We start from the raw sequence: 13945 nt of genomic DNA, 5'->3' as shown, positions 1-13945 counted from the left end.
GTTTTGCTAAACCCTAAACCCTAAACCCGATTACTCATCACTTATTACTCATTACTCATATCTAGCCCCGATAGTAGCGGTTACCCCGCATTTGGATGGGAGAGTTTTAGAGAGCATGGGAGAGATGTGGGGTTATGCAGAGGAAAAGCATTGGAGCGCTTCGGAAAAGCTAGGAACGAGGAGTATGAGCGGATAGCGGGTATAAGCTTCTTAGAAAGAGTTTTAGAATGGTTTTTAGTTTTTTAATGGAAATCACATTAATTTGTTTCGTGGAGGAAAATGAAATTAATTTTATTGCTTTTGGGCGATAAATTATTTTTTATACTTTTTGTCGCGTGATACTATCCAATAGTAAGAGAATAATTAATTTCTGACATTGCAGTATTACAAATAAAAAAAGCACCCTTCAAGGTGCTTTTTCAATTTAATTTAAGGTTCTTTTTGAAGGACTACAAAGGCTGGGAAGTGATCGCTATAGCCTCCTGTAAACTGATCTCCGTTCCATGAGCGGAAAGGATAGCCGCGATAATTACCTTCTTTATTTACGAGATATGGCGGTGCAAAGATTTCTGCTTTGTAGATTGAATAATCTTTTCCCACTTCTTTTGATGTTACGTTTTTAGAAACAATAATTTGGTCGAAAAGGTTGCCGGCGTCTTGATATGCTAAAGAAGCAACTCCTTTTTTGTATAAAGGGTACATTAAGTTAAGGTACGGCGTTGTTTCGCTTAAATCTTTTGCATCTGCTTGCGCTTTTAAATGGTTTTTCAAGCTTGAACTTACAGGATCATCGTTAAAGTCTCCCATTGCGAAAAGTTTTACCGATGGGTCTGCCAATCTTACACTATCCATTTGTTTTTTTAGTAATTGAGCGGCTGCAATACGTTTTGGAAGAGATATTGCTTCACCGCCTCTCCTTGAAGGCCAGTGATTCATAAAGAAGGCTACTTTTTCGTTGTCTAAAAGACCGCTTACAACAAGAATATCTCTGGTATATTCTCTTTTGCCTTCTTCGTTGAAAACTTTAAGTTCTTTTTTTACCGAATTGGTTACTGTAAATCTTCTTTTTTGATAGATTAATGCTACATCGATCCCTCTATAATCATAGGAGTTGTAGTGTACGATACCATAGTCATATTTTGCTAAGGCAGGTTCTTTTACAAGATCTTCTATTACTTTTCTGTTTTCTACTTCTATAAGACCAACAACGACAGGAGCTGTTTTGGTATATTGAGCGCCCATTTCAGAAATAACTTTCGCTTCGTTGGCCAATTTCTGTTTATAAACTTTAGTATTATAGTTTTTGGCGCTTGTAGGAGTGAATTCATCGGCACCACTTTGGAATCTGATGGCTTTTTTACCTTTTAGTTCGCTATCGCTCCAAACACCTTCATATTTTTCAGCTTCAAGAAATTTTACGCTGTCTAAAGGAATACTTCTATGGAATGCGGGGTTTTTAATATCTTTTGTTCCATCGATATAATCTGCAGATTTAATAGTATCCCAAAGGTTTTCTACGTTTAGGAAACCTACAGTGGCAACTTTTCTAAGTTTACCTTGCTGCGCAAAACTGAAGGTAGCCAATGCAAGCATCAGTATGCTGAATGATTTTTTCATTTTCAGAAATATTACGTTTAATTAATGTGCAAAGTTAAAAATTTTAAAACATTGCATTTTAAATATTTGTAAATTTATAACGATGTTTTGCAGAAGAACATACAAGATAATATAAAACTTTAACAATATTAAGAAAAAGTAATATTAAAATCTTTTTTGAATAATTAATTTGTTTAAATTTGTGCCCCCAAAAGTTTTTTAACTTATTGAGAATTAACAAAGAAAGTATTAAAAAAATATATACATGTTTAAAAAGCTATCATTAGTCTCTTTATTTACATTGTTGCCCGCATCTTATTATTATGCACAGACCACAGTTTTTGCATATCTAAAAGATGGAGATGGCAAACCTGTAGAAAAAGCAGAAGTAGATCTGAAAGGGAGCGAAAGTGATGTGACGGCAGATAAAGTTGGGTATTTCCAGCTTGTAGATCTTCAGCCTGGTCATTATCAGATGGTCATTACCAAGCCAAACTATGAAACGAAAGTTGTAGATTTTGATGTAACCAGCGACGAGAAGAAAAAAGATTTAGGGGTATTAGTACTGGGTTCAGCTCTTACTGGTGCAGATCAAGGTCTTACTATTCTAGATAGTGATGACGATGAAGATTCTAGCAGCCAAGCCTCTACAGTAGGTCTTTTACAATCATCACAAGATGTCTTCAGTAGAATTGCTTCTTTCGACCTTGGTTTTTATTGGTTTAGGCCGAGAGGAATTGATGGAAGAATGGGGGAGAATATGCTGAATGGTGTTTCTATGGTAAAATCTGACAATGGAAGTGTAGATTTTGGAAACTGGGGTGGTTTAAACGAAATTACAAGATATCCTGAAATTTCACAAAACCATGCTCCTTCTGAGTATGCTTTTGGTGGAAATTCTTCGGTAATTTACAAAAATACCAAAGCTAGCGAGTATAGAAAAGGCTTCCAAGGAACCTATTCTATTACCAACAGAAATTACAGAAACCGTTTTTCTTTAAGATATACTTCTGGTATGAGTAAAAAAGGATGGGCTTTTACTGTAATGGGAGCTAGAAGATGGGCAGAAGAAGGTATTCAGGAAGGAACATTTTACGATGCTTATGGTGCTTATCTAGGAATCGAAAAAAAGTTTAATGATAGCCATACGATGACTTTCAACTTTATTGGGGCTCCTTACAGAAGGTCTACTGCATCACCAAGCACTCAAGAAGTGTATGATTACAGAGGTGTACACTACAACTCGTATTGGGGTTACCAAAATGGAGAGCAGAGAAGTGAAAGAGTAAGAAGAGGCTTTCAACCTATTCTTCAGCTTCAAGATTTCTGGAAAATTAATGCTAAAACAAATCTTTGGACTTCCGTATCATATCAATTCGGAAAAGATAAAGGATCGCGTTTAGATTGGCAAAATGTTCAAAATCCTTCGCCAACCTATTATAGAAACTTACCAAGTTATTATGATTCTTTGAATCCTGATGCTTCTGTGATTAACCCAGATGGTTCACAAACTACGGCACAAGATGCTTTCCAAACTTCTTTAGCAGCTTGGCAAAATGGAGATCCTAATGTAACTCAGATTAACTGGGACAGACTCTACAGAAGGAATATGGCGCAACCCGCAGGAACTTATTACGGACAGACTGGGAAAAGAGCTTTGTATTATCTTGTAAATGACGTAAGCGATGATAAGATCTTTAATGCTTCTACTCACCTTACTCATAACTTTAATGATAATTCTAAATTTATCTTAAATGTTTCTTATCAGAATTATCGTTCTGAGCAGTATAGAGAGGTAAATGATTTACTAGGAGCAGACTTTGTTTTAAACAGAGATCCATTCGCAGCAACAAATCAACCAGGAAAATCTGGCCTTTTTAACGAAGGTGAAGAAAACGTAACTAAAAAAGTAGGCGATAAAATGACCTACGATTATATTTTTAGAAGACAGGAGGTTAAAGTAAATCCGGGTTATAAATTCTCAACAGGTAAGTTTGATGTGTTTGTTTCTGCTTTGGCAGGATATTCTACTTCAAACAGAGAAGGTCTTTTCAAACATTATTTATATGATAATTCTTTAGGAAAAGGGACAGATTATAATTTTTGGAATTTTGGTTTAAAAGCACAAGCTATTTATAGACTAAACGGAAGAAACTTCTTTGTTTATAATGGTGCGTATTATAACCAAGCTCCGTTCTTAGAAGATTTATATTTTAACCCAAGAGTAAACGGTTCTGTAGCTCCTAATATCAAAAGTACAGTTGTTAGTGCAAATGATTTAAGCTACGTAATTTCTACCCCATTCCTTAAGATGAGACTTACAGGATTTTTGGTAAATACTGAAAACGAAACAACAGTGCAGAGATTCTTTGCAGATGGACTTCCTTTGGACGGTGTTGATGTAGACGGTAATGCAACCAATGTACAAAGTGCTTTTGTAACTCAGGTGATGACGGATGTTAAGAGAAGAAATATGGGAGCTGAACTTGGTGTGGATGTAAAAATTCTTCCTACTCTATCGTTACAAGGAGTTGCAAGTTATGGGCAGTACACGTATCAAAATGATCCAACCACGTACTACGCATCAGATGCAGTGGGAGCTTTTGCCAACGGTTTATCTTACACAAATCTAGGTAAAGCCTATATTAAAAACTATAGACAAGGAGGTACTCCTCAACAAGCATATTCATTAGGTTTCAGATACAATTCTCCAAAATATTGGTGGGTTGGTGCCAATTGGAATTATCTTGATGATAATTATCTTGACCCTGCTGCATTGGTACGTACCGAGTCTTTTGTACAAAATAATACTTCTGCAACGCCATTCTACGGGCTTACAGAAGCAGATTTAAGAGCTGTACTTCAGCCAAATAAATTACCTTCTGCTCATTTCTTTAATGTTAATGCAGGGAAGTCTTGGCTTATTGGTAAGTATTATGTGCTAATTTCTGCCTCAGTAAATAATGTATTCGATAATACTAAATATATTACCGGAGGATTTGAGCAGGTAAGAAATGCTAAATACAACACATTTGTTGAAGATTATAGCAGAGAATACACTTTGTTTGCACCAAAATATTGGTACACACAAGGGAGATCATATTTTGTAAATTTACAGTTTAGATTCTAATACACTTTTTATCCTTAAAAAATTACGACAATGAATATAAAAAAATACTTAAGTTTTGTAACTGGTGTTGCTTTATCGGCAATTGCTATTACTTCTTGTACTCAGAAAGACGAGTGGGAGACACCTCCAATTAATTGTGAAAATAAATTTCCTACAACCAATACAACTTTAGCTGCATTTAAAGCTTTAGCTCCTTCTTCTGGTTATTTACTTATTACTGAAGATAAAATTTTCGACGGTTATGTTGTTTCTTCAGACGAAAACGGGAACTTCTATAAAACAATCTCTTTCCAGGATAAACCTGAAAATCCAACCGCTGGTCTTCAAATTGAGGTAGACAGATCAAGCAACTATGCAGATTTCCCAGTTGGAGCTCACATTAGAATTAATGCAAAGGGTTTAAGATTAGGTTTAGATAGAGGTACTGTAAAAATTGGTTCTGTTGATCCTACGTATAATATTGGTAGAGTACCTGCTTCTTTATTAAGTAGATACGTTGCAGGTGTTTGTAATGGAAACGGTTTAGAAGTGGTAACACTTAAACCAATTGAATTAACCGACATTAATGCTGCTAAAAACGAGCAATACATTAATATGTTGGTAAAAGTACCATCTGCACAATTTACGACAGGTGATCTTTACCCAACTCCTAAAACATTTATAGACTATGTAAATGGAGCAGGGGTAGATACAGACAGAACTATTGAAGACCCTTCTGGTAACTCTGTAGTAATTAGAAATTCTGGATACTTCTCTGAAGGATCTAAAAAACTTCCTACAGGAAACGGATCTGCGACTTTCGTTGTAAGCAGATACAATACATCATGGCAAATGCTGATCAGAAATACAAATGATCTTAAATTTACAGGAACTAGAGTAGACTCTGCACCACCAAAAGGAGGAACAGCTATTACATATTCTGGAGCATTTATAGAAAACTTTGAAAGCTATACAGGTACAAACCTTGAAGTATACCCTAAATATGTAAACGATGCTTTGGTAGGGAATAGATACTGGCAATTAAAAACATTTAGTGGGAACAAGTATATCCAGCTTTCTGCAAACGCAGGTTCTGGTAGTTACATCACCTATTTTATCGTTCCAATAGATTTTACAGCAGCAAGCCAGTTTAAATTTGATGTAAACGTAGGATTCTGGAATGCGAATGTGTTGAAAGTTTATACTACAACCAACTATACAGCATTAGGAGATATTTCTGCAGCTACACTTACTGATATTACTTCAAACTTTACGATTCCTCAAGTACCTGCTTCTGGATATGGCGTATTGGCTCCTGCAGGAACTTACAATATTCCAGCTGCACTTACAGGAAATGGATTTGTAGTTTTTGAATATTCAGGGAATGCAAGTGGCGCTTCTACAACAATTCAATTAGATAACATTCAAGCTTTATAATATTCTTGATTATTAAAAAAAGAGAGATCATTCATACGAATGATCTCTCTTTTTTTATATATTATTTCCTTTAATAAGCACAAAAAAGCCACTGAAACGTCAGTGGCTGTAAAAGATATAATGTTGTTATTCTTTAGAAATCAACTTCATTTACCTCTTTTCCTCGTTGGAAATTCATTGTTTTCTGACTTCCTTTATAGGCAATGTTTACAAGGTTTATCTGTTTCGGAAATGCTCCTAAAAGAATAGTATTTTTAATTTTTAATGAGTTAATTTCTGAAATTCCATTCGCTTCAAAATAAACCCATACCGTTTCTCCACTTACTTGACTTCCTGTAAAAGTTAAGTTTTTAGGAGCTCCGTTTACGTACACATCGAAGTTATTATTTACATATTTTTTTACTTCAGCTTCAAATCCTGCGGTATTTCTATTAATTTTAATTGCATCAGAAATATGACCGGTATTAATTTTAGTAGTAAATTTTAACGTTTTGCTTCCTTCAACATAATCTGCTTTGGTCATTGATGAGTAAAAATCAAAAACAGCAAAACTCATAAGAGAAAGGATTGCAAAAATCCCTGTTATGTATAAAAATTTTTTCATTTTAGTGAGTAGATTTTTCAATCATTTATGGTTTAATTAAAATGGTCAAAATACATGCCAATCAGAAGTTTACGCTTACAGAATACTTGTCGTAGAAAGATTTAATATGTTCTACAGCCTCATCTGCGGTATCTACCACTCGGTACAGTTCTAAATCTGGTTCAGAAATCATTTTTTCTTTCAGAAGAGTATCTTTAAACCAATCTAAAAGTCCGCCCCAAAACTCTGAACCTACCAAAACAATAGGGAATCTTCCTATTTTTTTAGTTTGAATAAGCGTCATTGCTTCTGTAAGCTCGTCTAATGTACCAAATCCTCCCGGCATTACAATAAAACCTTGGGAATATTTTACAAACATTACCTTTCTTACAAAGAAGTAGTCGAAATCCATCGAATACATTTTGTCGATATAGGGGTTGAAGTGTTGCTCAAAGGGAAGCTCAATATTTAGGCCGATAGATTTTCCGTGCGCGTTGTATGCGCCTCTGTTACCGGCTTCCATAATTCCGGGTCCGCCTCCGGTAATAATTCCGAAGCCAATTGCTGTAATTTTTTCAGCAATTTCTACCGCCATTTTATAATATTTCGACTGAGGTTTCAGTCTTGCAGAACCGAAAATTGAAACACAAGGACCAATCTTCGCCAGCTTTTCGTAGCCGTCAACAAATTCTGCCATTACTTTAAAAACCATCCAGCTATCTTTGGTAATCGTCTCGTCCCAAGTTTTAGCCTTCAAGCTATTATGAAGTTTTTTTTCATTAATGTCCAGCTGATGATTTGCCAGATTTTCGTGCCTCAATTGATCTTCGTTTTGCATTTCGTGTTATTTAAAATATTTCTCTGCTTCCAGCACAGATTGTGGTCTGCCTACATCAATTAAGATGCTTTGGTGCAAAAAACCATGAATATGTTCTGTCTGCATCAGATCGAGATATTCTTCCATTACAGAGAACTTTCCTGTTCTTTTAATCTTGTTAAAAATGACAGGGTTAATGCAGTGTACTCCGCTGAAAGCAAATGCTTTAAATCCTTTGTTGAACTCTGCAAGTCGCTGTTCTCCGGTCTGTACATTCAGCCATCCTCTCAATACAAAATCGTCATTGAAAAGGAGTTTTCTAGAACTTTCACGATCTGATACTGCTAAAGTAGCAAAATCTTTCATTCTTTTATGATATTCTACTAAATCATTGATGTTGATTTCTGTAAGAATGTCTGCATTCATGATGATAAAATCTTCACCATGATCCAAAAATCGTCTCGCAAAAACCAATCCGCCACCGGTTTCCAAGAGTTCTTCAGACTCATCAGAAATTTCAATTTTAGCATTAAAATTATTGTTGATCTTCAAAAAATCTACAATCTGACTTCCAAAATGATGTACGTTGATCACAAAATCGTTGATTCCGAAACTTTGGAGATATTTTATATTTCTTTCTAAAAGTGGCACTTCATTCACCTTTGCCAAAGCTTTTGGATGATGATCTGTGAAAGGTTTCAGACGGGTTCCTTTTCCTGCTGCAAAAATTAAAGCCTTCATTTTTTATGAGTAATAAGCAATTTAAAAGTAGTAAATAATAGGTAACGAGTAATTTTCGCAAGTCAGATTACTCATTACCCATCACTCATTATTAATGATTAAGGTGGTGTTGTTCGTCGTGGTTAATCTTTACTGCTACTTTGTCTCCGTATTTTTCTTTGATGAACTCAGCGATTTTTATGGCAGAATAGACCGATCTGTGTTGCCCTCCTGTACAACCAAAACTGATTTGCAGGTCTTCGAAATTTCTGCTGATATAATTGTCGATGTTAATAGAAACTAAATTTTTGATGAGTTCTAAAAATTTCGGCATTTCGGTTTGGGTTTCAAGGTATTCTTGTACGCCAATGTCATTTCCGGTTTGGGTTTTATACTCTTCGATTCTTCCTGGGTTTAAAATTCCTCTGCAATCGAAGGTGAAACCGCCTCCATTACCGGTGTTGTCTTTAGGAATCCCTCCTTTTTTATAAGAAAAACTGTGAATGTCTATGTTTAGCATGTTTTATAATTTATTTATAGTTAAATTAAACCATTAAGATTCAATTAAGTTGTTAAGAGTTATTAAGGGTTTTGACAAATCAAAACTTTAGTCTGGGAGCGCTTTAAAATACTCGTTTATAAATGGTCTTAGTGATTTTGTAATATTATTAGTGTAAAAGTTAATTAATAAGCCTTGTGGTTTTTTCAGTACTTTCATATAAGTTAAAAGTTGTGCTTCATGAATTGGCAAAATCTCTTCGATGGCTTTTAACTCTATAATTATACAATCATTTACCAATAAATCTACTACAAGTTTTGTTTTTATTTCAACTCCTTCATAATTAATCGGGACGTATAATTGTTGCTTTACATCGTATCCATTATTTATAAGTTCAATTTTTAGGCATTCTTCATAAATACTTTCTAGTAAACCTGGACCAAGATTCTTGTGAACTTTTATTGCCAATCCAGTAATTTCATAGGATAATTGTGTTACTTCCTTTTTAGTCATCATGCTTAATATTCTTAACTTCTTAATTGAATCTTAATGGTTTATTATCCTTTCAATTTTAAGCTTTGTTTCCTCAGAATTAAGTTGTGCAATTACATTTTGTAGCTCCGAATAGTTTTGTATTTCTTCCCAATTGGAGGCAAATTCAGTAATGTTTTGTATTCCTTTTTCGATACTTGCGATGAAGTGCGCTTTTCTTTGTACCAAACCTCTCAAACCATAAGCACCGAGAACTTGTAAGTATCTCATCAACTGAAGTAGCTTTACCGAGTTTTTTAGTTTAGATTTAATTTCTTCATCATCAAATAGTTCTGTGTAGAATGTAAGCATTTCGTTTTTGAAATCTTCAGAGAAATTGGCTTTCGCCTGAAACAAAAAAGAAATAACATCGTACATGAAAGGTCCTCTCATCGCAGCTTGATAATCAATAAATGAAACTTGGTTTTCTTCATTTACCATAATATTTCTCGCTTGAAAATCACGAATCATCAAACCTTTTGGTTCTAAATTTTCTACAAGCTGAACGATGTTTTTAAACTCTTTTAATAAAGAAGATTTATGATATTCTAAATCTAAAAAGTCTGCTGTGAAGTTTTTAAAATAATACAAATCGTGCATTATTGGGAGCTCATCATAGCTTTCGTATTCAAACGTTTGCTTGTAATCTATGCAATGAGCTGTTTTTTGTTGAAGCTCAAAAAGTTTTTTTAAAGTTTGCTTAACGAGCTCCGTTACATGTTCAGACTGAGCTTCTTCGGCAATCACTTCAGACAAAGTTTTTTGCCCTAAAAATTCCTGAATGTAGATTTTTCGGTCTTCCGAAACTGCAAATATTTGCGGTGTATTAAGTTTTAAATCCTGAAAAATCTTTGAAAAATAAAGAAAAGCTTCATTTTCTCTAAGATTTTCGTTGTAGGTAATAATGTAGTTTCCGGTGCTGTTAGAAGCCTTGTAATTCACCCTTGAAGAACCGCTTTGCGCCAAGGTTACAAATTCGGACGATGGTTGACCGAAGTGTTTTTCGAAAAATTCTTTTGCGTTTTCCTGAGTCATAATACGGAAACAAATATAATGATTTACAACTGAATATTTTATCTTTGTGCTATGCTTAAGGACTTTAAACCTGTACTCGGGATTTTGTTGCGCTTCATCATTATTTATTTGGTGTTGATTTTTGCGTATCAGTTTTATTTGAATCAATTTCAAAATTCAGGTTTAGACCCTTATTCAAGAATGACCGCCAATCAGGTGAAATATATTCAGAATGCTTTAGGCTACAAAACGCTGTTTTATGATGATATTCCGAATGAGCAGGTGTGGTTCCACGTCAACGGAAAATACGTTACAAGAATGGTTGAAGGTTGCAACGCGCTTTCGGTAATTATCCTTTTTCTAGCGTTTGTTTTTGCTTTTTTTAAAGGTTCAAAAACGTTTCTGTTTGCGCTTGGTGGTTTTGCTATTTTGTATGTGATGAATGTTCTTAGAATTGTTGGTTTGAACATCGTTATGAGAGATTATCCGCAATACAGCAAGTGGGGACACGATTATATTTTCCCTGCAATTATTTACGGAACGGTAGTCGTTTTGTGGTTGGTTTGGATTAAATTTTTTGCGTTAAAAAAATGAAAGTTCTCAGTTGGTTTTTTATTCTTTTAGGAATTTTCGGAATTGTTGCGGTGCGTGTTTTTGAGGATACGCTCTTTTACGACCCTTTTTTAGAATACTTTCATGAGGCGACTAAAAATGCCAAGTTTCCTGATTTTGTTTGGGGAAAATTAATGGCAAGTCATCTTTTTAGATTTGCGCTCAATCTATTTTTTTCAGTGATGATTATCCATTTCATTTTTAAAAATAAAGAATGGACTTTTCAGGCGGCAATTTTAATTTCAATAGTTTTTCTGATTACTTTTCCTGCCTATCTTTTTTGTATAAACGATAGATTCGAAGTAGGGTATCTTTTCTCTTTTTACATCAGAAGATTTGTCATTCAGCCTTTAATTCTTTTGCTCATTATTCCTTTGTTTTATTACAGAAAACAGATGTTGAAAAGCAGCCTGTAATAAAGTTGCTTTTTTTGTGAAAAAATTAAAAAAATTCTGCTGTATGCTTATCGACATTGGTTACGTTTTCCGGTGTCCAAGTCACTCTTTTTATAAAGTTACGTTCTCTTGCAGGGCAATCTTTAATTTGGCAAACTGGGCAAGAAAAAGTTTTACAATCATCCATATGAAAATTAAATTCCACATTTCTTTTGGTGTGAGATGCGAGAAGAATAATTACCTTTTCCATCTCTTTATGCGCTTCACGAAGGCTGTAATAATAAGGAAGTGTAATATGGGCGTCGATGTGAAGTGAAGCTCCAAATTGCTGGATTTTCATGTTGTGAATGTCTATCCATTCGGTTTGTCTGTTGGCTTCTAAAATCTTTACAATTTGACGAAGAAGAGCTGGGTCTTGTTCATCCATAATTCCGCTAAGCGCTTTTCGGATTATTTTATAACCAACAAAAATAATGTACAACCCAAATGCTAAAGCAACAACAGAATCTATCCAATATATTTTGGTAAAATAAACAATTACCAAACTTATCACAACTCCAAAAGTAGTAATGGTATCCGACTGCAAATGTTTTCCTGATGAAATAAGGACAGCCGAGTTTACCTTCTTTCCTTTTTTAATAGAGATATATCCTAAAAAATAATTGATGAGAGCGGTTCCGGCAATAATCGCCATTCCCCAATCTACTTTGTTGATGATTTTCGGTACAACAAGGCTTAAAGCACTTTCGTAGATAATCATGATACCTGCAATAGCAATCAAGGCACCTTCAATTCCGGAGGTTACGAATTCTACTTTTCCATGTCCGTAAGGATGTTCTTCATCTCTTGGTTTTGCCGCAAGATAAAGCGAATAAAGCCCCATAAATGCACTAATGATATTCACAATGCTTTCCATGGCATCGGAGAATACAGAGTCGGAATCGGTGAGTTTCCATGCGATAATTTTAGCAATGAAAAGGAATACTCCAAATGATGCAATCATCTTTTGGAAACCAATTTGGCTGTTGTATGTCTGATTTTTTGAAGGCATAAAATGTATGAAATTGCTTTTTTATTTTGCTACTCCGTAGCTTTAAAGTGGAAAAAAAAAGAATCTCGTTTGAGACTCTTTTTCTTTTTTGTTAGCTTATACTAAGTTTTTTTCAACCAGATATTCTGCAATCTGAACCGCGTTGGTTGCAGCCCCTTTTCGGAGGTTGTCTGCGACAATCCAACAGTTCAACGTTTTTGGTTGAGAAGGGTCTCTTCTGATTCTTCCTACGAAAACCTCGTCTTTACCTTCAGAGTAAAGCGGCATTGGATATTCGTTGTTTTGTACGTTATCCATCACTACAACTCCTGGAGTTTCAGCTAAGATTTTTCTTACTTCGTCTAGGTCGAATTCGTTTTCAAATTCGATGTTTACGCTTTCAGAATGACCTCCTTGTACCGGAACTCTTACTGCAGTTGCTGTTAAATTAAATGTATCATCACCTAAAATTTTCTTAGGTTCTTTCATTAATTTAATTTCTTCCTTCGTGTAATCGTCATCCGCAAAAACATCACAATGTGGAAGTGCATTTTTGAAGATTTGATAAGGATACACTTTAGCAATAGAATCATCACCAGAGATTTCTCCGTTTAATTGATCTACAGCGGCTTTACCAGTTCCTGTTACCGATTGGTAGGTAGAAACGATTACTCTTTTTAGGTCGTATTTTTTATTTAAAGGCCCTAAAACCATTACCAACTGAATGGTAGAACAGTTTGGATTAGCAATAATTTTATCTTCCGGAGTTAAAACATCTGCGTTGATTTCAGGAACGACCAATTTCTTAGTAGGATCCATTCTCCAAGCAGAAGAATTATCGATTACTGTTGTACCAACTTCTGCAAAAAGAGGGGCAAATTCTAAAGAAGTTCCACCACCAGCAGAGAAGATAGCGATATCCGGTTTGGCAGCTATAGCGTCTTTCATGCTTACAATCGTAAATTCTTCCTGTTTATACTTCACCTTTTTGCCAATTGATTTCTCCGATGCTACCGGAATTAATTCTGTGACAGGGAAGTTTCTCTCTTCGAGAACTTTAAGCATAACTTGTCCAACCATTCCTGTTGAACCTACTACAGCTACTTTCATTTTAGTGATTAAAAAATTATTTAAGTTAATATAATTTATGCTCCGAAGACTCTAGCCCAAGGAAACGCATATCCGAATAATGCAACTGCAACTACTCCCATTGCTACAATGGCAACAGAAATTGTGTCTGCAGTTTTTAGTTTTTTGTTGATGATGGTCATTAAAACTGCCGCAATCAACATAGAAAATGGATGTTCTACATATTGAAATCTTGCATATGCATCACTCATTAATGTTCCTGATGAAATGGCTGCTTTCACACCTGGTGAAACGAATAGCATAATTGCCCCAATCGTAAACTGAATGTGGAAGAAAATCATCGTGAAAAGGGTTGTTTTCTTTAAGAACTTGTTTACTTTCCCGCTGAAGCCAAACATTGTAGCTAATAAAGCAACCAGGAATAGTGCCGCGAAAAGTAATTCTAAATAAGCAAATCCCTTATGAGAGTGCAGTAAAATTTTGTAAAAATCCATCGTTAGTTTTGTTTCAAAT

14 protein-coding genes are annotated in these 13945 nt (G+C 34.9%); 4 read left to right on the top strand and 10 right to left on the bottom strand.

What is annotated here, in order from left to right:
* Positions 1-429 precede the first annotated feature (429 nt).
* A complete protein-coding gene (locus AC2A1D_RS15170; protein WP_484044418.1) occupies positions 430-1617 on the bottom strand; it encodes an endonuclease/exonuclease/phosphatase family protein in 1188 nt (395 codons plus the stop codon).
* 244 nt (positions 1618-1861) lie between these two features.
* Between AC2A1D_RS15170 and AC2A1D_RS15165 the strand changes: the two genes are divergently transcribed.
* Both AC2A1D_RS15165 and AC2A1D_RS15160 read left to right on the top strand, forming a co-directional pair.
* Entirely contained in the window at positions 1862-4726 is a 2865-nt protein-coding gene (locus AC2A1D_RS15165; protein WP_484044417.1) for a carboxypeptidase regulatory-like domain-containing protein, read from the top strand.
* Between the two features lie 30 nt (positions 4727-4756).
* Positions 4757-6142: a M949_1556 family lipoprotein gene (locus AC2A1D_RS15160; protein WP_484044416.1), complete on the top strand. Its 1386-nt coding sequence runs from the start codon at positions 4757-4759 to the stop codon at positions 6140-6142.
* 133 nt (positions 6143-6275) lie between these two features.
* Here AC2A1D_RS15160 and AC2A1D_RS15155 read toward each other — a convergent pair whose 3' ends face one another.
* The 6 genes from AC2A1D_RS15155 to AC2A1D_RS15130 all read right to left on the bottom strand — a co-directional run bounded on the left by AC2A1D_RS15155 (position 6276) and on the right by AC2A1D_RS15130 (position 10327).
* Positions 6276-6746: a DUF6702 family protein gene (locus tag AC2A1D_RS15155; RefSeq protein WP_484044415.1), complete on the bottom strand. Its 471-nt coding sequence runs from the start codon at positions 6744-6746 to the stop codon at positions 6276-6278.
* 61 nt (positions 6747-6807) lie between these two features.
* A complete protein-coding gene (locus AC2A1D_RS15150; protein WP_484044414.1) occupies positions 6808-7563 on the bottom strand; it encodes an LOG family protein in 756 nt (251 codons plus the stop codon).
* Positions 7564-7569: 6 nt separating this feature from the next.
* The gene (locus AC2A1D_RS15145; RefSeq protein WP_484044413.1) at positions 7570-8283 is read right to left on the bottom strand and encodes a nucleotidyltransferase family protein; all 714 of its coding nucleotides are present in this window, start codon (positions 8281-8283) and stop codon (positions 7570-7572) included.
* Between the two features lie 91 nt (positions 8284-8374).
* Positions 8375-8782 carry a RapZ C-terminal domain-containing protein gene (locus AC2A1D_RS15140; protein ID WP_484044412.1) on the bottom strand — a complete coding sequence of 136 codons (408 nt, stop codon included), beginning with the start codon at positions 8780-8782 and terminating at the stop codon, positions 8375-8377.
* 87 nt (positions 8783-8869) lie between these two features.
* Positions 8870-9274 carry a GxxExxY protein gene (locus AC2A1D_RS15135; protein ID WP_484044422.1) on the bottom strand — a complete coding sequence of 135 codons (405 nt, stop codon included), beginning with the start codon at positions 9272-9274 and terminating at the stop codon, positions 8870-8872.
* A 33-nt stretch (positions 9275-9307) separates the two neighbouring features.
* Positions 9308-10327, bottom strand: coding sequence for an aminoglycoside phosphotransferase family protein (locus AC2A1D_RS15130; protein ID WP_484044411.1), 1020 nt, complete (start codon positions 10325-10327; stop codon positions 9308-9310).
* A gap of 51 nt (positions 10328-10378) precedes the next feature.
* Between AC2A1D_RS15130 and xrtF the strand changes: the two genes are divergently transcribed.
* Both xrtF and AC2A1D_RS15120 read left to right on the top strand, forming a co-directional pair.
* Positions 10379-10900, top strand: coding sequence for an exosortase family protein XrtF (gene xrtF / locus AC2A1D_RS15125; protein WP_484044410.1), 522 nt, complete (start codon positions 10379-10381; stop codon positions 10898-10900).
* Entirely contained in the window at positions 10897-11334 is a 438-nt protein-coding gene (locus AC2A1D_RS15120; protein WP_484044409.1) for an exosortase F system-associated membrane protein, read from the top strand. The genes xrtF and AC2A1D_RS15120 overlap by 4 nt, the downstream gene beginning before the upstream one ends.
* A gap of 25 nt (positions 11335-11359) precedes the next feature.
* Here the strand turns inward: AC2A1D_RS15120 and AC2A1D_RS15115 are convergent, their stop codons facing one another.
* The 3 genes from AC2A1D_RS15115 to AC2A1D_RS15105 all read right to left on the bottom strand — a co-directional run bounded on the left by AC2A1D_RS15115 (position 11360) and on the right by AC2A1D_RS15105 (position 13926).
* Positions 11360-12364, bottom strand: coding sequence for a cation diffusion facilitator family transporter (locus AC2A1D_RS15115; RefSeq protein ID WP_484044408.1), 1005 nt, complete (start codon positions 12362-12364; stop codon positions 11360-11362).
* 96 nt (positions 12365-12460) lie between these two features.
* A complete protein-coding gene (locus tag AC2A1D_RS15110) occupies positions 12461-13453 on the bottom strand; it encodes an aspartate-semialdehyde dehydrogenase (RefSeq protein ID WP_484044407.1) in 993 nt (330 codons plus the stop codon).
* A 35-nt stretch (positions 13454-13488) separates the two neighbouring features.
* Positions 13489-13926 (bottom strand): hypothetical protein, encoded by a 438-nt coding sequence (locus tag AC2A1D_RS15105; RefSeq protein WP_484044406.1) that lies wholly within the window; start codon positions 13924-13926, stop codon positions 13489-13491.
* Positions 13927-13945: the final 19 nt, after the last annotated feature.

The organism is Chryseobacterium sp. HNCC26DJ239 (assembly GCF_057180445.1).
The sequence above is the reverse complement of the archived record's forward strand: the minus strand, read 5'-3'. Positions and strand labels throughout refer to the sequence as shown.

Bases quoted from the DNA above. Each gene is read 5' to 3' on its own strand.
- AC2A1D_RS15170 (WP_484044418.1), bottom strand. From the start codon at position 1,617: ATGAAAAAATCATTCAGCATACTGATGCTTGCATTGGCTACCTTCAGT.
- AC2A1D_RS15165 (WP_484044417.1), top strand. From the start codon at position 1,862: ATGTTTAAAAAGCTATCATTAGTCTCTTTATTTACATTGTTGCCCGCA.
- AC2A1D_RS15160 (WP_484044416.1), top strand. From the start codon at position 4,757: ATGAATATAAAAAAATACTTAAGTTTTGTAACTGGTGTTGCTTTATCG.
- AC2A1D_RS15155 (WP_484044415.1), bottom strand. From the start codon at position 6,746: ATGAAAAAATTTTTATACATAACAGGGATTTTTGCAATCCTTTCTCTT.
- AC2A1D_RS15150 (WP_484044414.1), bottom strand. From the start codon at position 7,563: ATGCAAAACGAAGATCAATTGAGGCACGAAAATCTGGCAAATCATCAG.
- AC2A1D_RS15145 (WP_484044413.1), bottom strand. From the start codon at position 8,283: ATGAAGGCTTTAATTTTTGCAGCAGGAAAAGGAACCCGTCTGAAACCT.
- AC2A1D_RS15140 (WP_484044412.1), bottom strand. From the start codon at position 8,782: ATGCTAAACATAGACATTCACAGTTTTTCTTATAAAAAAGGAGGGATT.
- AC2A1D_RS15135 (WP_484044422.1), bottom strand. From the start codon at position 9,274: ATGACTAAAAAGGAAGTAACACAATTATCCTATGAAATTACTGGATTG.
- AC2A1D_RS15130 (WP_484044411.1), bottom strand. From the start codon at position 10,327: ATGACTCAGGAAAACGCAAAAGAATTTTTCGAAAAACACTTCGGTCAA.
- xrtF (WP_484044410.1), top strand. From the start codon at position 10,379: ATGCTTAAGGACTTTAAACCTGTACTCGGGATTTTGTTGCGCTTCATC.
- AC2A1D_RS15120 (WP_484044409.1), top strand. From the start codon at position 10,897: ATGAAAGTTCTCAGTTGGTTTTTTATTCTTTTAGGAATTTTCGGAATT.
- AC2A1D_RS15115 (WP_484044408.1), bottom strand. From the start codon at position 12,364: ATGCCTTCAAAAAATCAGACATACAACAGCCAAATTGGTTTCCAAAAG.
- AC2A1D_RS15110 (WP_484044407.1), bottom strand. From the start codon at position 13,453: ATGAAAGTAGCTGTAGTAGGTTCAACAGGAATGGTTGGACAAGTTATG.
- AC2A1D_RS15105 (WP_484044406.1), bottom strand. From the start codon at position 13,926: ATGGATTTTTACAAAATTTTACTGCACTCTCATAAGGGATTTGCTTAT.